Origin of the sequence: Bacillus sp. 105MF, assembly GCF_000374885.1 — a bacterium.
GTDB lineage: Bacteria > Bacillota > Bacilli > Bacillales > Bacillaceae_G > Bacillus_A > Bacillus_A pseudomycoides.
Genome location: NZ_KB895565.1, coordinates 378,763 through 397,156, shown reverse-complemented (window position 1 = coordinate 397,156; position 18,394 = coordinate 378,763). Strand labels below are relative to the sequence as shown.

The following is an 18,394-nucleotide window of genomic DNA, read 5'->3' as shown; positions in this document are numbered from 1 at the left end:
CATATTTATGATTTTAAAAGCAAAAAGAAGAGTTTCCAAAAAGGAAACTCTTCTTCCCTGTTAATATGTAAGGATTATTTAACCGCATCTTTTAACGCTTTACCAGGTTTGAATGCAGGTACTTTACTTGCAGCGATTTCAATTTCCTCACCAGTTTGTGGGTTGCGTCCTTTACGAGCCGCACGCTCACGAACTTCGAAGTTACCGAATCCGATCAATTGTACTTTATCACCTTGTTTTAAAGCTTCTAAGATAGAATCAAAAACAGCGTCAACTGCTTTTGTTGCGTCCTTTTTAGAAAGGGAACTTGCTTCTGCAACAGCATTGATTAAATCTGTCTTGTTCATGCCATTCACCTCCTCCCAAAGATAAGACTGTATAATGATCATAAAATGAGTCTTACTTTCATTTGTAGGCAATTTTTACAAATTCTATACTACAAAGATGTAGATAAATCATTATCAACGCCTATATTATACGATTCTCCTGTATAATTCAATATTTTTAAAGAAATTGTTACCTCGAAAATGTGAAAAAACGATGAAACTTGACAATATGCTACAAAATATTAGATAATGGCTATTTCTTTTCTCCTCTCCACCTATCTTCCTCACTTTTCTCTGAATCTTGAGACTGGAGTCTTACAGCCTGCAAATAGCGGGATAAAAAAGCAAAAACCCCCTGCTCGCAGGGGGGTCCTTATAAAATAATGGCAATCAATCCGCCAGATCCTTCGTTAATAATTCTTTCTAGCGTTTCTTTTAATTTGTAACGAGCATTTTCAGGCATTAAAGACAATTTTGCTTGAATTCCTTCTCGAACAATTGAACTAAGCGAGCGTCCAAAGATATCAGAATTCCATATAGAAAGCGGATCATCCTCAAAATCTTGCATTAAATAGCGGACAAGCTCTTCACTTTGCTTTTCAGTACCAATAATTGGCTCAAATGTAGATTCAACATCAACTTTAATCATATGAATAGACGGTGCAACCGCCTTTAATTTCACACCGAATCGCGATCCATGACGAATAATTTCTGGCTCATCTAGGCTCATATCAGCTAAGGCCGGCGCAGCTACGCCATATCCTGTTTGTTTGACCATTCTTAAAGCCTCTGAAACTTGATCATACTCCGTTTTTGCATGAGAAAAATCAAGCATAAGCTTTAATAAATGATCTTTCCCTCTAATTTCTACACCTACAACTTCTTTTAATATTTGATCGTACAATTCATCTGGTGCATATAAATCAATCTCTGCAACGCCTTGCCCCATATCAATCCCAGCTAAACTCGCTCGATCAATAAACTCATATTGACTAAATTGCCAAACAACACGATCTACATCACGAAGCCTTTTTATATCTTTAACTGTCTCTTGAACAGCTTCTTGATAACTTTGACGTAACCAATGTCCCTCATTTAATACCATAACCCAGCTTGGTAGATTCACATTCACTTCCAAAACAGGGAATTCAAATAAAGCTTCACGAAGTACATTGTAAACATCTGTTTCTCTTAAACTCTCCACACTCATTGCTAATACAGGAATATCATGCTCCTCTGATAAACTTTGACGTAACTGTTCTGTATCTGGATGATACGGCTGTACTGTATTAATAATCATGATAAACGGTTTACCCACTTCTTTTAACTCATTGATAACACGTTCTTCTGCTTCTATATAATCTCGTCTTGGAATTTCTCCAATCGTTCCATCAGTTGTAATGACAACCCCAATAGTAGAATGTTCTTGAATCACCTTACGCGTTCCAATTTCAGCAGCCTCATGAAACGGGATGGGTTCTTCATACCAAGGTGTATTAATCATGCGTGGGCCATTCTCATCTTCATAACCTTTCGCTCCAGGAACCGTATAACCAACACAATCTACTAATCGAATATTTACTTCAAGACCGTCATCAACATGGATGGAAACCGCTTGGTTTGGAACAAATTTCGGTTCTGTTGTCATAATTGTACGTCCAGCAGCACTTTGAGGTAATTCATCTTGTGCTCGCTGACGATCTGAATCATTTTCGATATTTGGAATAACAACAAGCTCCATAAATTTTTTAATAAACGTTGATTTTCCTGTTCGAACAGCTCCTACAACCCCTAAATAAATATCACCGCCTGTGCGCTCAGCAATATCTTTAAAAATATCGACCTTTTCCAAGTGATTCCCTCCCTCAAAATTTTTGGGAATAATCCAATTTGTATTCACATACAATATCCTTCACTGATGTCTCCTATCATATGAAATAACATAAAAATATTCTAGAAGTGTGGACAATATATCATATGATTTTGTCCTAAATTCATATGACTATTTAAAAAAAACTTTTTGTTTGCATCATAAGTTGTAATACATGAAAAAACCTTTCTTCTAGAACTTATTCGCTAGAAGAAAGGTTCATGACTTATCATTTAAAAAAAATTGGTTCTCCGTTTCTTACTGTATACGGTAAAGAGTATGCGGGCACAAATGGTGTATCTTTTAAAAGCATATTACGAATATCTTCCCCCTCTTTCAACTTTTCTCCGTTTTTTTGTAACATTTCATATAAATCCATTCGATAATCAACAAAAATTTCCCCTTTTTCATTAATTACAAGCGGTAATCCTTTTCCAGAATATGGGCTTGTCACTTGAGGCACATCTTTATATCCCATCTTTTTGAAATCTAGCTCATAAACACCATCTGCAATAACCTTTTTAAAGGGAGGATATTGATGTTCATCACGATACATTTGCAATTTCAACTTAACATCCCGAATTTGTTCTGCCATTCTTACATCGATTAATTTTACCGTTGGATTTGTTTCTACATCTACTAATACATATTGATATACACCACCACTTTCATATGCATTTCCAGGTGCTTCTTGTATATAACGTGGTGCAATTTTTTGAAAATCAATTGGATATTTTTGATAAATTGGTGTGCTCATATCACGCGTTTTAATTGGCAATAAACCATTATTTTGTTCCTTATATGTATTGACTGCCTTTTGTACAGCTTGCAGCTGATCTTCATAAGGGACAGCATTCTGTTTCATATTTTCTCTAGGATACATACATCCTGACAAAAGGCTTATACAACAAAATATTAAAATAATATAGTTTTTTTTCACAGTCAATCCATCCTTTATTTTCTCGCTCATATCTATTAAATCTTGTTTATTCATTTCCACCTACCTCCCCACAATCTATTTGAAAACAAAGAGTGGCGATTATTCATTCTTATTGTTCGACTGGCCCACTAAATACAACGAGGAAAATAACAATCCCAGATACAACCATAAGTGTATAAGCAACCAGCGCTGTAATACCTTTCAAAATTTTATTCTTTATTTTATGCCTACTTAATAAAATAAAAGCTACTGCAATAAACATGAATCCCATTGCTCCTAAAGAAAACCACATTTTTATAAGTCCTTCAGACATATACCCACCCCTTAATTATCAATCTATTTTTATACTATTTTAACAAATTAAAAATTTTAAACAAATAGAAAAATAATATAAGACCATTCTTTTTAGCTGGTAGAGAGCATCCGGCCATACATAGAAACGGTTAGATCCTTTTCCTGCCCCATGCCAATTGAAAACAAATAAATAAAATGAGTGTAGGTCACCTTTCGTTCTTCATAATGGCGAATTATATATTCGAAAATCAAAATGGATAAATGTAAATAAAAAACAAAAATAAAACCGAAGCGAATGTATCATCTTCGCTTCGGTTGACCAAATACGCCCACAAACAGCTCCAATCCCATTTCTTCATAGCTATCGTATGCAATCCTCGAACCCTTTGTTTCTCATGCTTTATTTTTTAAACATTTTACTTAACGAGCTAAAGTCTGTTGGCATATTATTATTAATAATCGCTTTTACAATTTGATCTTCTTGCTCTTTTGGTACCTCTCGCCCTGCCATTACTGCGACCTGATGGATTAATTGGCGTAGTATTTTCTCATCGCGTAAATTTGCATTTTGTACAGATGATGCTAATTTAAAAATATCGTCTTTATTTACTTTCGCTTCTTTTTCAATATTATTGAAAATGTTATTATCCATTTTCTTCACCCTCTCTTCAAGTTACAATCCATCGTATGCAAAAAGAAATAAATGGTGAAAAAACCCAGAAAAATAAAAAGCTGTATACGTGTTTTTTCACGCATACAGCTTTTATTTACAATAAATCAGGTATCGCTTCAACTTCATGTTTACGAACACGCCCCATCAATGACCCTACTGCATCTTTCACATTATTTCCATTGAATAGTACATCATATAAGGCTGCCGTAATTGGCATTTCAACTTTCATTTTCTCAGCCATCTCATATGCAGCTTTCGTTGTTCGTACACCTTCAACTACCATACCCATACTATCTAATACTTCTTCTAATGAATATCCTTTTCCAAGCATATTTCCCGCACGCCAATTTCGACTATGGACACTTGTACAAGTTACAATCAAGTCACCCATTCCCGTTAAACCAGCAAATGTTAACGGATTACCACCCATCTTTCTTCCTAAACGAGCAATTTCCGTTAAACCACGTGTCATAAGAGCTGCTTTTGCATTATCACCTAATCCAAGGCCATCCGTTATACCCGCGGCTAGTGCAATAATATTTTTTAATGCCCCACCGAGCTCTACTCCGACAATATCAGGATTCGTATATACTCGGAAATAACTATTCATAAACAAGTCTTGTACTTCTTCAGCTGCTTCCATACGTTTAGCAGCTGAAGTAACAGTTGTCGCTTGACGAAGCCCTACCTCTTCCGCATGGCTTGGTCCTGATAGGACAACAACATCACGAATAAGATGCGCTGGAATTTCTTCTTCAATCATTTCTGAAATACGTTTTGAAGTTCCCGGTTCAATCCCTTTACTTGCATGAATCCAAGTAATTGGCTGTGAAACAATATCTTTCATATTTTTCAATACTTCTCGATACGCTTTCGTTGGCACGACTAAAAGTACTATATCTACATCTACTAATGCCTCTTCTAAAGAAGAGTAGGCTACGATTGTGCTTGGCAATGTAATTCCTGGGAGATACCGGCTGTTCTCATGTTTCATATTGATTTCATCCATGAGCTCCGAACGATTTCCCCAAATACGTACATCATGACCATTGTCAGCTAATACCATCGCTAACGCTGTGCCCCAGCTACCTGCTCCTACTACTGTGATTTTTTTCATAAAATCACATCCTCTCCATTAGTCTCTTGCTCTAGAAATAATTCGAATTGGCGTTCCTACGAAGCCAAACGACTCACGCAAACGATTCTTTAAGAAGCGCTCATATGAAAAGTGCATTAATTCTGGATCATTTACAAATACAACAAATGTTGGTGGTTTCACCGCGACTTGCGTTGCGTAGAAGATTTTCAAACGTTGTCCATTATGCGTTGGTGTTGGATTCATTGCAACAGCATCCATAATCACGTCGTTTAATACGTTTGTTTGTACACGAATACTATGACTTTCATTAACTTCATTAATAACTGGTAATAATGTCTGTGTACGTTTTTTCGTTTTCGCAGATAAGAATACAACCGGTGCATAATCCAAGAATTGGAAATGCGCACGAATATTTTCTTCAAATGCTTTCATTGTCTTTTCATCTTTTTTAACTGCATCCCATTTATTCACAACAATAATTACTGCTCTTCCTGAGTCATGTGCATAACCAGCAATTTTTTTATCTTGTTCAATAATTCCTTCTTCACCATCTAAAACGACTAAAACAACGTCAGATCGTTCAATCGCTCTCAATGCACGAAGTACACTATACTTTTCAGTACTCTCGTATACTTTCCCTTTTTTACGCATCCCCGCTGTATCAATAATAACGTAATCTTGACCATCTTTACTATATGGTGTATCAACAGCATCACGGGTCGTTCCTGCTACGTTACTTACAATTACACGCTCTTGACCAAGCAATGCATTTACAAGTGATGATTTCCCTACATTTGGACGCCCAATTAATGAGAAACGAATTGTTTCGTCATCATATGCCTCTTCTTCAATCTTAGGGAAATGCTTTGCTGCTTCATCTAATAAATCACCTAAACCTAATCCGTGTGTACCTGAAATTGGGAATGGCTCACCAAATCCTAATGCATAGAAATCATAAATATCATTACGCATCTCTGGATTATCAACCTTATTCACCGCTAGTACAACCGGCTTTTTAGAACGATATAAAATCTTTGCTACTTCTTCATCTGCAGCTGTTACACCATCACGGCCATTTGTCATAAAAATGATAACATCCGCTTCATCAATCGCAACTTCTGCTTGTTGACGAATTTGTGTCAAAAACGGCTCGTCTCCAATATCAATTCCACCTGTATCAATAATGTTAAATTCATGATTTAACCATTCTCCCGCACTATAAATACGATCTCGCGTTACGCCTGGGATATCTTCTACAATTGAAACTCTCTCTCCAACAATTCTATTGAAAATAGTAGATTTCCCTACGTTCGGGCGTCCTACTATTGCCACTACTGGTTTCGGCATATAATTTCATCCTTTCAACTTGCTTCTGTTTATTATGTAAAAAACCCTTCTTTGTGCAAGAAGGGATTTGCATTCCAGAATATTTCTCATCGTATCAAAACATCTCATATTATAGCACACGTTACTAATGTTTCACAATAATATATACATTCTCTTGTAAGCGGTGTGCGATACCGTCTAAAATCGCTTCTAAATTATTTGCTACAAATTCCATTTCTTCTTTTGAGTCACAAGTAAATAAAGGTGCCCCCCCAGCAAACTTTTCTGGCGTCGTTGTAATTACAGCAAGAATATAGCTTTCTAACATCATCGTATATCTCCCCTTCCTTTTGGGGCCTCTGATGACATATGAACCGCACTTTCTAATGTTGGTACATTCCCTATTACTGCAATCGCTTTTTTTACATCTTGATCTTGCGGGAGTACAAATACCCCTACTCTTCCATCTTCTAAATCGCGCTTAGCTAAGGGGACTAACGCCGGGGTTCCAGAATCTCTAAATATGCCTAATGCAACCGATACATCATGTAAGATTGCTTGTCGTTGTCCAAGATTGGAAATTGTTATTCTTGCGTCAATAGACTTAGGCTTTAAAATAAAGCCCATTCCATACTTCATAATTTCTTCTTGCCTTGCGGGCAATCCAATATTCATAATATAAATATTATCAATATATAGTCCTGCTCCCTCAAAGCGGAGAGGGACATGCTCAATGTCTACAAGATCACGTAACCTTTTACCAGACATCAATATTTTGGCAATAAAGAATCCCGCTGTGCCAGCAACTACACCAGCTATCCACGAATGAAACCCTATATATGTAAATGTTGTCACAAATGCTGTTAACATCGCTAAATAGTTGCGACTTTCAAATACAAGAGCTATTCCCTCAATATATGTGTTTCCACGCGGTACAAGCTCATACCCATCTAATTGCTGCAGTGTATTCCTTTCCATATTTCGAACATCTCGAAATTGAGACGCAGCTAATGTTAAGAAAGTAATCGCTGAAAAATCCTTCTTCAAAATGGATGGAATAGCAATTGCTCCTAAAGCTGCTGCAATTAATCCCATAGCAATGTGAATAATTTTTCCATGTAAACGTGTCGGATACTGCCTCGTATCTGTACGAAGCATCAAAATTCGCGTTACTGTTCCAGCAATGACGCCACATAAAATGGCTGGTGTATATTCAGTCATGTATTACCCTTGCCTTTCTTTTACATGTTTTTTTCTAAATTGTCCTCTATACGCCGATAATTTTGCGATATAAGACATCATCATAACCAGTAGTGTAGAAACAGCAATGATATCAAAGAATGTCAAACCACCAAATTCGTATGGAAAATGAAGCCTGCGAAAAATAAATGTTACCAATATTTCTCCTTGTAGTGCTCCGGCATATAAAGAACATAGACGCAATAAACGATCTCGATGTAATAAAATTGATGCATATACAAGAGCACCGCTTAACATAAAAATCCGATCAATAACAATCCAAATCGGATCATACACCTCTAATAAATGAAAGCTTGTATATAGCATAGCAATGATAAGTGCCGACAATAAGGCATACATTTTTTCCCACACAGAATATAGAGCAATCCCCAAAAAGGAAATAATACCGAGTATAAGAGCGTTTAATGATACAGTGAAAGAAGCAATAGATACCGTTATCTGTGAACAAATAATAAATATTAATATAGCAGCACTAACTTTCCAACGAATTTCATCTTTTTTCAAAAAAAACGTTGTAACAACCCAGCCCACCCACGCTAAAAAATAAAAATAACTTCCATCCATATTTTCTCCTCCTATCATTTCCATTATGGGAACTTTTTATGAAAACTAATCCTTTTCTTCTTTTTGCATAGTTTTTCTTATAACAGCAACACTTTCTATTAAGGAGGTGTAGATAACGATGGGAAAAGACCGCCAAGAAAAGAAACTAAAACAATCGCGCCGTGTCGAGTCTGACCGCGACCAATCGCTGCAATATCCTGGAGCAACTGGGCTTGATACACCAGAGCAAGCTCGCAAGCAAAATCAGCATTAAACAAAATGAAAAAACAGCCGACATCGGCTGTTTTTTCATTTTCCCACAATTCATTATGTTATTAATCCATGCTCCAACGCTTTCTTTATTGCTTCTACACGATTAGAAACTTGGAGCTTAGTATATATATTAATAATGTGTGTTTTAACCGTTGAAATTGAAATAAAGAGTTTCTCACCAATCTCTTTATTTGTCGCTCCAGTAGCTAGAACAATTAACACCTCTAATTCTCTCTGACTTAGCACTGTATTTGTTACTTCTTCACTTTTAAAGATAGTGCTTTAAAAGTTTCATAGCACTTCGTTACTTTATCCACTTCAATAATCTTATTCATTTCATCTTCCCCTTTCCTCTTCATTGTACGAGGCGGGTACATAAAAAAAATCAACCGAACGGTTGATTCTTTCGGTTGATTTTTTATTCTTATCTTATTCTGATTTATAAATAACCTGCAAAAAAACTTAAAAAACATTACCTATTGCTATAGCACGTCGTATCAATCCCGCGTTGCGATAACCAATGATACGTGTCACCCTTCACAATAAGCGGCACTCGCTGAAGCTCAGAGAGTGTTCTCGCTCCAAGAGCCGTCATTATAAATTGTAAATCCGTATGTAAAAGTTCTATTTCATCCATTAATTTCTGGGTACCATCATTCATCAATATACGTAAAAAATACCCAGCAAAAGCAGTCGCCCGTGCCCCTAATGCAATTGCTTTTGCTACATCAAGCGCAGTTTGTATACCGCCAGATGCAATAAGAGAGAGGTTTTTATTTGTAGAGGATGCTTCTATGATCGAAGCTACCGTCTGAATGCCCCAATCATTAAAATAAGAAAGCATTCGCTTCCTTCGCTCATTTTCAACTGCAGCAAAATTTGTGCCACCATAACCACCAACATCTACAGCCGTAACACCAACATTAGTTAGCTGCTGTACCGTTTCTTTACTCATACCAAAACCTACTTCTTTTACTATAACTGGAACCGGAGAACTTGTAACAATTTGTTCAATCCGCTCTAATACGCCTGTAAAATCCCGATCACCTTCTGGCATCGTTAGTTCTTGAATGACATTCAAATGAATTTGCAAAGCATTCGCTTCAATCATATCAACCGCTCGTTTTGCCTGTTCAACGCTCGCTTCACTACCCAAATTTGCAAAAACGATTCCATTTGGATTTACCTTTCGAACAATTCGATAAGAAGATGCTTCTTTTTCATCTTTTAACGCAGCCATTTGAGAACCGACAGCCATCGCAAGGTTATGCTGCTTAGCCACGTGTGCTAACTGTTCATTAATATGTAATGTGTGATCTCCACCACCACCAGTCATCGCATTGATAAAAATCGGCGAACTTAATGAAAGTTCGCCGATTTCCGTTTCAAATGTAATGCTTTCATAACTTGAATTTGGCAAGCTTTGATGGACAAAAGCAATGTCATGAAAGCCATGTATACGAGACTGTCCGGTGGAAAGAGCGTATTCAATATGTTCTAATTTTCGTTTTGCCCTTACCACTTGTACCCCTCTTTATTTCTTTAATTTTTTCAGTTGTTCACCAATAATATCACTAAATTGGAAAGTTGCAGACTCAGAAGTCGGCTCATATTGGCTATAATCTTCTGTTTCATTATTTTCTTCAACAGCTTCTTTTATACTTAAAGAAATACGTTTTTCTGCTGCATGTACTTCAAGTACTTTCACTTTCACTTCTTGTCCCATTTCTAATACTTCATTTGGATTTTTCACGTGACGATTTGCAATTTGCGATACATGCACAAGTCCTTCTACACCTGGTAAAATTTCAACGAAAGCACCAAATGTAACAATTCGTTTCACTATACCTTCTCGAATATCACCCGCTTTAACTTCAGCAGAAACGTTTTCCCAAGGTCCTGGCTGAGCCGCTTTAATCGATAAAGAAATACGCTGCGTATCTGCATCAACCGATAATACTTTGACTTTTACACTTTGTCCTTGTGTTAACACATCAGAAGGCTGTTCAACGCGGTCATGAGAAATTTGTGAAATGTGTACTAAACCATCTACATTACCAACATTCACAAAAGCACCAAAGTCAGTTAATCGTTGAACTGTACCTTCCACAACGTCTCCTTCTTTTAAAGAAGAAATCGCTTCTTTTTTCTTTGATTCTAATTCCTGTTCTACAACTGCTTTATGTGAAAGAATAACACGATTTTTTTCACGATCTAATTCAACAATTTTCACCGCTAATGTTTTTCCTTTATAATCAGTAAAATCTTCTACATAGTGCATTTCTACAAGTGAAGCTGGAATAAATCCACGGACACCAAGATCCACAACTAAACCACCATTCACAATATCTTTTACAGTAACATCAAAAACTTCACCTGAAGTGAATTTTTCTTGCAACTCTACCCATGCTTTTTCTGCATCAACAGCACGTTTCGATAATACAAGATCATCATCTTCTAATTTAATAACTTTTAATTCAAGATTTTGATCTAATTTTACAACATCGCTCGCTTTTTCAATATGAACGTTAGCTAATTCACTAATCGGAATAACGCCATCTGTTTTGTATCCAACATTTACAAGAACTTGTTTTTCTTCAACCTTTGTTACAGAACCTGTAACAACGTCACCCACTTGTAATGCTTTTGAATCCACAACTTCTTCATTCATTTTTTCTACCATGGAAATACCTCCCTACAGAATTGACAAAGCTTTTTTATGTATATACGAAATGAAAACAAATGTTTTCATTTGCATGTTATAAGAAATTTTTAGCATATACTCGCTTCCAATACATACAATAACCTATTTTTTGCTATACACTTCATAGAAGATATAGAAGCCTATATAAATAGTATACAGCAAAATCTCCTTGAATAAAGTATGTTTTAAAATATAATAGCGAATATATTCTGACAGTTTCTCTTCTTTTACTAACTTCTTACAAATTGACTTATTTGTCAAGGGAAGTGTTTCACTATTCTCTGTTATACTAATATTTTTAAAATAAAAAAAAGAAAGAGGATTCCCTCTTTCTTTATTTTGCAAACGCTCCAGAAACAATATCCATGATTTTTTGGACAACTTCTTCAATTGATAAAGAAGTTGTGTCTAACTCCAATGCATCATCCGCTTTTTTTAACGGAGAAACTTCGCGCTCTGAATCTAATTTATCACGCTTGGCAATTTCTTTTTTCAATTGCTCCAAACTAGAAGCGAAGCCTTTCTTCGCATTTTCAAGGTGTCTACGCTCCGCTCTCTCTTGAACAGAAGCAAGCATAAAAATCTTCACTTCCGCATTAGGTAGCACATGCGTACCAATATCACGACCATCCATTACCACCCCGCCCTTTTCTGCTAGAGCTTGTTGGCGGCGCACCATCTCTTCGCGAACAAGACGATGCTTGGCAACAATTGATACGCGATTTGTTACATTCGGTGTACGAATCGCTTCAGATACATCCTTGCCGTTTAAGAAAACTAGTTGTGTATTTTCACCTTGCTGAAAATCAATATTCAGATTTTTTAAAACTTCCATTAAACTTTCTTCATTTTCAATATCTACATTTTGTTCCAGAGCAGCGTATGTAAGCGTACGATACATTGCACCTGTGTCAATATAGACATAAGAAAGTTCTTTCGCAACAACCTTTGCAACTGTGCTTTTTCCAGCAGCTGCTGGACCATCTATCGCAATTGAAATTCGTTTATCCACTGTAACACCTCATTTTTTTCACTTATAAAACAAAATGAAAAGCAGGTACAAATCCCCTGCTTCTCTACGCTTGTTTCATACCGATTAAACCCTCAATTATTGTAGCACAATCCTTACTAGAAGAAAATGAAAACTACTTATTGACTTGTAAAATATCAGTTATATTTTCACTTGTAACTCCTTCATAATAAACGATTTTTGATAAATATTTCACTGTGGATTCTTGCATGAAAAGCAATTGAATAATGCAGAGACAAATAAATTGAATCAATAATATACGAATTAAAGCTCCCTCAATTTTTTTCAAAGAAATATCCTCTTTTCATTTTTCTCACTCATTCTAACAACTCACGATAAAAAAATTAAGAATCCATTCCCTTCAATTATTTCCAAAATAAAGTAGTCAACTTTATTTTCATTTCTAATACAAACTTTTATACATTTCCATTGTCGAATCTAGTAAAAACATGGTATGTTCTAAATGTATTTTTTGACTAGAAAGGGGTATAAGCATTGAAAAAAATCCTAGTTTTACACACAGGTGGAACAATCGCAATGGAAGAAGATAAAGAAACTGGGGTTGTACAACCAGGGGAACAAAATCCTCTTTTAAAATTCATTCCAAATTTAGCGGATGATATTGATTTAATCGTTGAAGATGTCTTTCATCTTCCATCTCCTCATATGACTCCTAGCGAGATGTTACAATTACAAATCATCATTGACGAAAGAGTAAAACATGAAGATATCCATGGCGTTGTCATTACACATGGTACAGATACATTAGAGGAAACTGCATACTTTTTAGATTTAACTGTACAAGCGAACATTCCAATCGTTGTAACAGGTGCAATGCGCTCTAGCAATGAATTGGGTGCTGACGGTTTATATAACTTTTTATCAGCTGTAAAGGTTGCAAGTAGCAGCGAAGCGCTTGGAAAAGGTGTTCTTGTCGTGTTAAACGACGAAATTCACTGTGCAACAAATGTAACAAAAACACATACAAGTAATGTTGCAACATTCCAAAGCCCTCAATACGGACCAATCGGTATGGTGACAAAACGCGGCGTTGTCTTCCATCACGCTCTCGTAAATCATGAAACATACATGATTGGGCAAATTTCTAAAAATGTTGTTGTGTTAAAGGCATACGCTGGTATGGATGATACATTATTAGCAGCAATTGAAAACCTACCGGTCGATGGGATTGTAATCGAAGCACTTGGTCAAGGTAATTTACCACCACGAACGCTTTCTAGTTTACAACGCTTAATAATTAAAGGGATTCCAATTGTTCTCGTTTCTCGCTGCTTTAATGGAATTGTCCAAGACGTATATTCCTATGAGGGTGGAGGAAAACAATTAAAAGATATGGGAATTGTTTTCACATACGGTTTAAATGCCCAAAAAGCTCGTATTAAACTACTTGTTGCTTTAGAATGTACTCATTCTCAAGATAAAATCCAACAAATGTTTATGCACGATTAAAAAATAAGCTGTCGAAAAATTCGACAGCTTATTTTTGTTCTCTTGATACAACTGTTTGTGTAATTGCTCCACCATGAAATCTTCCATTCTCAATAAAAATTTCATTCGCATTATTTCCAGCTGCAATAACACCCGCAATAAAGATATTCTCCACATTCGTTTCCATTGTTTCTTCTGTAAATATCGGACGCCCTGTTTCTTTATCAATTTCTACTCCCATTTTTGTTAGGAAACTATGATCCGGGTGGTATCCCGTCATCGCAAATACAAAGTCATTTTGAATTGTAAATAACTCTCCGTTGCTTGTATACGTAAGCGTATGTTCGGTAATTTCTTTTACGTGAGCATGAAACTGCATTTGAATCGTACCATTACGTACTAACGCTTCAAATTCAGGTAAAATCCACGGCTTAATACTCTGCGAATATTCTCCCCCGCGATATAACACCGTTACACGTGCTCCAGCTTTTACAAGTTCTAACGCAGCATCTACACTTGAATTTTTCCCTCCTATTACAACTACATCTCGGTCAAAATAAGGATGTCCCTCTTTAAAATAATGAGATACTTTCTCCAATTTTTCTCCAGGAACGTTCATATAGTTTGGATTATCATAATATCCCGTTGCCACTACGATATATTTCGCAGCGTATGTTTCCGTATTTCCATCACGCTTCGTCGTACTTACTCTAAAGAAGTTCCCATCCTTTTGCACTTGTTCTACGCGTTCAAATGCATTTACTCGCACACCTTTACGCTTTACCACTTCACGATAGTACGCAAGCGCTTGATTACGAACTGGTTTGCGGTTTTCTGTAATAAAAGCAACATCACCAATCTCTAACTTTTCACTAGAGGAAAAAAACGTTTGATGAGTCGGATAATGATAAATCGCATTCACAATATTTCCTTTTTCAATTACTAGTGGATTGATTCCCTGTTGCTGCAGTGAAATCGCTGCTGCTAATCCACACGGTCCGCCCCCAATTATAATAGCTGTTTCTTTTTGCATACTCGGTTCACTCCTAGTCTTCTGCCTCAATCTCTATTTATTACAAAACAAGAAAAAACCTACTTTCAGCAGTAGGCACCTATCTTTATTGTATTCATTTTTCATATATTTGTCATCTAAACGATACGTACATTCGATAGACGTCCGCTAAAAATTGCCTAAATCGTATTCCTTGTTGTCCCAATACATTTTCTGGATCAATCTTCCTCGTAGGATCAAGTGTTTTATGAGATACAATATCCTTTTTAGGATTTAAATTGAATGTATGACATAAATAAGCATGGTACCATGTAAACCGCGTGTAAGAATCCCAAAAGTTAACATTACCTCCATAACACATTTCAACACCAATTGCTGCTTTGTTCGCATCATAACCAAACAAATCATTGTCTGTTGGTACATTATATCTTACATGATACGCTACCTCATCAATTGGGATAATTTCTAAAATGGTTGTATCATCTATAAAAGTATGCGCCGATGCTTTCGGTTGTATTTCGTTAAAGTAATCTCGATTTCCTATCGCATTGCTGCCAGGATTCCCCGTATCATGGCTTACAATGAACCTCACCTTCGAAAGGCGGATTCCTGGTCGGGAGCTTCCGTACCCAATATAATTTCGCTCTATAGGGAACATCACCATGTCTATCAACTCCGCTCTAGAAAATTACCTTTCTTCTTTATATATGTATTCAACCTCGATATCTATATAGCACATTTCTTACACAAAGAGAAAATCAAAAATATTCGAAGTAAATACCATAAATAATAAAATACTTACAGCCGTTCCATAAAACCCATAAAACCAAACACAGTCTTCTTTTGTATCTAAACCGAAAAATTTATTTACGGATTGTAACAAAGAGGAACGTTTTACATGTTTTTTTCGTAAAACCTCTACCCGTTCCATAACATCTGTTGGCATCATAAATCTTTGGTCTGCTGTCATTTTCATTATTAATCTCTCCTTATCTTGTTTCCGTTTTGTTTATCTAAAGAGAGTATAGCACAAGCGTTCTGTTGGAACAAGTGTTCTTTTTTATTTTTTGTAATCGATCATCCACTTTTAACAATATTACACCTATTAACAGTAATTATTTAACCGAACCACTTTAAAAGTAATATTATAATTCCCCAGACGATAGCTATCACTGGCCCAACAATACATACTCCAAACAACAAAGACATAATTCCTTCTCCAAATATTTGCAGTACACTCGCCCTTTCACTAGAATTCCTTTTCTTTAACCTTTCTTCTAAATATACGATTCTCTTTTCCAATTCATCCACTCACTCACATCAATCTTCATTTGCAATTTTATCTCCACCTTTTCTATGATCCTTATTATGTACTTCAATAAAAAAACGTGGTTTCCTTGAAGGAAACCACGTTCTCTCTAAACTCTTTATTCTATTATACCCAGCCTCTAAAGCGGCTAGCTTCTGCCATTTTACGTACACCAACCATATAGGCTGCTAAACGCATGTTTACTTTACGAACTTGTGATGTTTCGTAAATAGAATCGAATGATCTTACCATTACTTTTTCTAAACGTTGTTCTACTTCTTCTTCTGACCAGTAGTAACCTTGGTTATTTTGCACCCATTCGAAGTAAGATACAGTAACACCACCAGCACTTGCTAATACATCAGGAACAAGTAAAATACCGCGTTCTGTTAAAATTTTAGTTGCTTCTAATGTAGTTGGACCATTTGCTGCTTCTACAACAATTTTCGCTTTAATATCCGCAGCATTCTCTTCTGTAATTTGGTTCTCGATTGCAGCTGGAACTAAAATATCACAATCAAGTTCTAATAGCTCTTTGTTTGAAATTGTATTGTTGAACAATTTCGTTACTGTTCCGAAGCTGTCACGACGATCTAGTAAGTAGTCGATATCCAATCCATTTGGATCATGTAGTGCACCGTAAGCATCAGAAATCGCAATTACTTTTGCACCAGCATCATGCATAAACTTAGCTAAGAAGCTACCAGCGTTCCCAAACCCTTGGACAACAACGCGAGCGCCTTTAATATCGATACCGCGTTTTTTCGCAGCTTCGCGAATACAGATTGTTACACCTTTTGCAGTTGCTGTTTCACGCCCATGAGATCCACCTAATACAAGCGGTTTCCCTGTAATAAATCCAGGCGAATTAAATTCATCGATGCGGCTATATTCATCCATCATCCATGCCATAATTTGTGAGTTTGTAAATACATCTGGAGCAGGAATATCTTTTGTTGGACCAACAATTTGGCTAATTGCTCGTACATATCCACGGCTTAATCTTTCTAATTCACGGAAAGACATTTCACGTGGATCACAAATGATACCACCTTTACCTCCACCATATGGTAAATCAACAATACCACATTTTAAACTCATCCAAATAGAAAGTGCTTTCACTTCGTTTTCTGTTACGTTTGGATGGAAGCGAATTCCACCTTTCGTTGGACCAACAGCATCATTGTGCTGTGCGCGATATCCTGTAAATATTTTAACAGTCCCGTCATCCATACGAACTGGAATTTTCACTGTCATCATACGAATTGGTTCTTTCAGTAATTCATATACCTCGTTTGGATAACCCAACTTTTCTAGGGCTTCGTTAATAACAATTTGTGTTGAATTCAACAATTCAAAATGTTGCTCCCTTTGTTGTGTTTGTGTTTGAGCTCCCTTTTCGGCTACCATAGTAAGTAAACCCCCTGTAATTTCACTTGTTTAGTAAACCTTCATTGCCTAGTATACACCGTTAAATTTGGAATGCAATAGAAAACGCTAACAAATGTATACAAACTATTCTTTATTGCAAGCGTTTTCACTATTATTATAGTCCTTTTATCGCTTTTAGAAAAGTAAAATACTTAAATATTTAAATGTTTTTTATATCACAATGTATTTTAGTCTATCTAATATCGCAAAATACTAACAAAACCTCAAGCTATTTCTACTAGCTGAGGTTTTGTTTTAAGACAAAATACTTGTATATTTGCTGAATTGCTTGAGAATCCATTAATTCTTTTCCATATTCCATAATACGATAAATTGTTGCTGTAGAAGAATTACCGTATTCTGCCAAAATCGCAATAATATCTGCCTTTAATAATGGTGTTTCTTCTTCCATCCAAAGATAAAAACGCCCATCCCATGTGTAGAGTTTCCCTCCGGTTACACCGAGATTATACAAACGATTTGCCAACGTAATCACATCTTCAAACGTTGCAAATTCATACAATATATGTTCACTCTCATCTAGAGTTACTTGCATCTCGATAAACTCATCACGAAACTCATCTTCTGTATCGGTTTCGTGATTTTCTTTTGTGACAATTACAACCATTCCTTGTGCTTGTAAAGAAAAAACTTCAACCGCAATTGGACCATCCGCTTCAAATCCAAGTTCTTTATTTGCTTCTTGCATCATATCGCGAAATAATTGTTGCACTTTCGGAGCATTTTTCCATAAATCCTCCTTCGTCAATCCTCGCTCAGATAAATCGTCAAACGTTAGGAAAATTTTGATTTTATTATAATTTAAACGTTCCAGCCTCATCTTGTAACCTCCCT

General features: G+C 36.1%; 21 protein-coding genes and 1 pseudogene. 2 read left to right on the top strand and 20 right to left on the bottom strand.

All coding sequences use genetic code 11. The features are described 5' to 3' along the window. Nucleotides 1-74: 74 nt before the first annotated feature. From C564_RS0102170 to C564_RS0102125, 10 genes and pseudogenes are all read right to left on the bottom strand, one after another. A complete protein-coding gene (locus tag C564_RS0102170; RefSeq protein ID WP_001043860.1) occupies nucleotides 75-347 on the bottom strand; it encodes an HU family DNA-binding protein in 273 nt (90 codons plus the stop codon). A gap of 352 nt (nucleotides 348-699) precedes the next feature. Continuing rightward, the gene (gene spoIVA, locus C564_RS0102165) at nucleotides 700-2,178 is read right to left on the bottom strand and encodes a stage IV sporulation protein A (RefSeq protein WP_016114091.1); all 1,479 of its coding nucleotides are present in this window, start codon (nucleotides 2,176-2,178) and stop codon (nucleotides 700-702) included. A 247-nt stretch (nucleotides 2,179-2,425) separates the two neighbouring features. Beyond that, nucleotides 2,426-3,136 (bottom strand): hypothetical protein, encoded by a 711-nt coding sequence (locus C564_RS0102160; protein WP_026008435.1) that lies wholly within the window; start codon nucleotides 3,134-3,136, stop codon nucleotides 2,426-2,428. 109 nt (nucleotides 3,137-3,245) lie between these two features. After that, the gene (locus C564_RS0102155; protein ID WP_016114089.1) at nucleotides 3,246-3,449 is read right to left on the bottom strand and encodes a DUF2768 domain-containing protein; all 204 of its coding nucleotides are present in this window, start codon (nucleotides 3,447-3,449) and stop codon (nucleotides 3,246-3,248) included. 381 nt (nucleotides 3,450-3,830) lie between these two features. Beyond that, on the bottom strand, nucleotides 3,831-4,082 hold the full coding sequence (locus C564_RS0102150; RefSeq protein WP_018764271.1) for a stage VI sporulation protein F: 252 nt from the start codon (nucleotides 4,080-4,082) through the stop codon (nucleotides 3,831-3,833). Between the two features lie 115 nt (nucleotides 4,083-4,197). Continuing rightward, nucleotides 4,198-5,220, bottom strand: a complete 1,023-nt coding sequence (locus C564_RS0102145; RefSeq protein WP_003196326.1) for an NAD(P)H-dependent glycerol-3-phosphate dehydrogenase — start codon at nucleotides 5,218-5,220, stop codon at nucleotides 4,198-4,200. An 18-nt stretch (nucleotides 5,221-5,238) separates the two neighbouring features. Next, nucleotides 5,239-6,549, bottom strand: a complete 1,311-nt coding sequence (gene der, locus C564_RS0102140; protein ID WP_018764270.1) for a ribosome biogenesis GTPase Der — start codon at nucleotides 6,547-6,549, stop codon at nucleotides 5,239-5,241. 124 nt (nucleotides 6,550-6,673) lie between these two features. Continuing rightward, a complete protein-coding gene (locus tag C564_RS0102135; RefSeq protein WP_016114087.1) occupies nucleotides 6,674-6,859 on the bottom strand; it encodes a capping complex subunit for YIEGIA in 186 nt (61 codons plus the stop codon). Continuing rightward, nucleotides 6,856-7,749: a YIEGIA family protein gene (locus C564_RS0102130; RefSeq protein ID WP_003196321.1), complete on the bottom strand. Its 894-nt coding sequence runs from the start codon at nucleotides 7,747-7,749 to the stop codon at nucleotides 6,856-6,858. Before C564_RS0102130 ends, C564_RS0102135 begins: the two co-directional genes overlap by 4 nt. Continuing rightward, a pseudogene (locus C564_RS0102125) lies at nucleotides 7,742-8,352 on the bottom strand (YphA family membrane protein). The gene C564_RS0102130 and the pseudogene C564_RS0102125 overlap by 8 nt, the downstream one beginning before the upstream one ends. Nucleotides 8,353-8,470: 118 nt before the next feature. On the opposite strand from C564_RS0102125, the gene C564_RS34265 reads away from it, so the two are divergent. Then, nucleotides 8,471-8,605, top strand: a complete 135-nt coding sequence (locus C564_RS34265; protein ID WP_003206535.1) for a YpzI family protein — start codon at nucleotides 8,471-8,473, stop codon at nucleotides 8,603-8,605. Nucleotides 8,606-8,658: 53 nt separating this feature from the next. On the opposite strand, the gene C564_RS0102115 is transcribed toward C564_RS34265, so the two are convergent. The 5 genes from C564_RS0102115 to C564_RS36645 form a co-directional block, all read right to left on the bottom strand. Further along, a complete protein-coding gene (locus C564_RS0102115; protein WP_080740238.1) occupies nucleotides 8,659-8,850 on the bottom strand; it encodes a response regulator transcription factor in 192 nt (63 codons plus the stop codon). A 226-nt stretch (nucleotides 8,851-9,076) separates the two neighbouring features. Further along, nucleotides 9,077-10,126 carry a type 2 isopentenyl-diphosphate Delta-isomerase gene (gene fni / locus C564_RS0102105; RefSeq protein WP_006094255.1) on the bottom strand — a complete coding sequence of 350 codons (1,050 nt, stop codon included), beginning with the start codon at nucleotides 10,124-10,126 and terminating at the stop codon, nucleotides 9,077-9,079. A 12-nt stretch (nucleotides 10,127-10,138) separates the two neighbouring features. After that, nucleotides 10,139-11,287, bottom strand: a complete 1,149-nt coding sequence (gene rpsA, locus C564_RS0102100) for a 30S ribosomal protein S1 (RefSeq protein WP_006094253.1) — start codon at nucleotides 11,285-11,287, stop codon at nucleotides 10,139-10,141. A gap of 355 nt (nucleotides 11,288-11,642) precedes the next feature. After that, nucleotides 11,643-12,320 (bottom strand): (d)CMP kinase, encoded by a 678-nt coding sequence (gene cmk / locus C564_RS0102090; RefSeq protein WP_018764267.1) that lies wholly within the window; start codon nucleotides 12,318-12,320, stop codon nucleotides 11,643-11,645. Nucleotides 12,321-12,453: 133 nt separating this feature from the next. Then, on the bottom strand, nucleotides 12,454-12,627 hold the full coding sequence (locus C564_RS36645; protein ID WP_003196311.1) for a DUF5359 family protein: 174 nt from the start codon (nucleotides 12,625-12,627) through the stop codon (nucleotides 12,454-12,456). A gap of 206 nt (nucleotides 12,628-12,833) precedes the next feature. Here C564_RS36645 and C564_RS0102080 point away from each other — a divergent pair, with 206 nt between their 5' ends. Then, the gene (locus C564_RS0102080; RefSeq protein ID WP_003196313.1) at nucleotides 12,834-13,808 is read left to right on the top strand and encodes an asparaginase; all 975 of its coding nucleotides are present in this window, start codon (nucleotides 12,834-12,836) and stop codon (nucleotides 13,806-13,808) included. Nucleotides 13,809-13,836: 28 nt separating this feature from the next. Here C564_RS0102080 and C564_RS0102075 read toward each other — a convergent pair whose 3' ends face one another. The 5 genes from C564_RS0102075 to C564_RS0102050 form a co-directional block, all read right to left on the bottom strand. Beyond that, complete coding sequence (locus tag C564_RS0102075; protein ID WP_003206546.1) at nucleotides 13,837-14,820, bottom strand: YpdA family putative bacillithiol disulfide reductase; 984 nt, start codon at nucleotides 14,818-14,820, stop codon at nucleotides 13,837-13,839. Between the two features lie 112 nt (nucleotides 14,821-14,932). Beyond that, entirely contained in the window at nucleotides 14,933-15,463 is a 531-nt protein-coding gene (locus C564_RS0102070) for a peptidoglycan recognition protein family protein (protein ID WP_018764266.1), read from the bottom strand. 78 nt (nucleotides 15,464-15,541) lie between these two features. Then, complete coding sequence (locus tag C564_RS0102065) at nucleotides 15,542-15,778, bottom strand: DUF3961 domain-containing protein (RefSeq protein WP_026008432.1); 237 nt, start codon at nucleotides 15,776-15,778, stop codon at nucleotides 15,542-15,544. 456 nt (nucleotides 15,779-16,234) lie between these two features. Further along, nucleotides 16,235-17,518, bottom strand: coding sequence for an NAD-specific glutamate dehydrogenase (gene gudB / locus C564_RS0102055; protein WP_003196304.1), 1,284 nt, complete (start codon nucleotides 17,516-17,518; stop codon nucleotides 16,235-16,237). Nucleotides 17,519-17,777: 259 nt separating this feature from the next. Next, nucleotides 17,778-18,380: a genetic competence negative regulator gene (locus C564_RS0102050; RefSeq protein ID WP_006094247.1), complete on the bottom strand. Its 603-nt coding sequence runs from the start codon at nucleotides 18,378-18,380 to the stop codon at nucleotides 17,778-17,780. Nucleotides 18,381-18,394 lie beyond the last annotated feature (14 nt).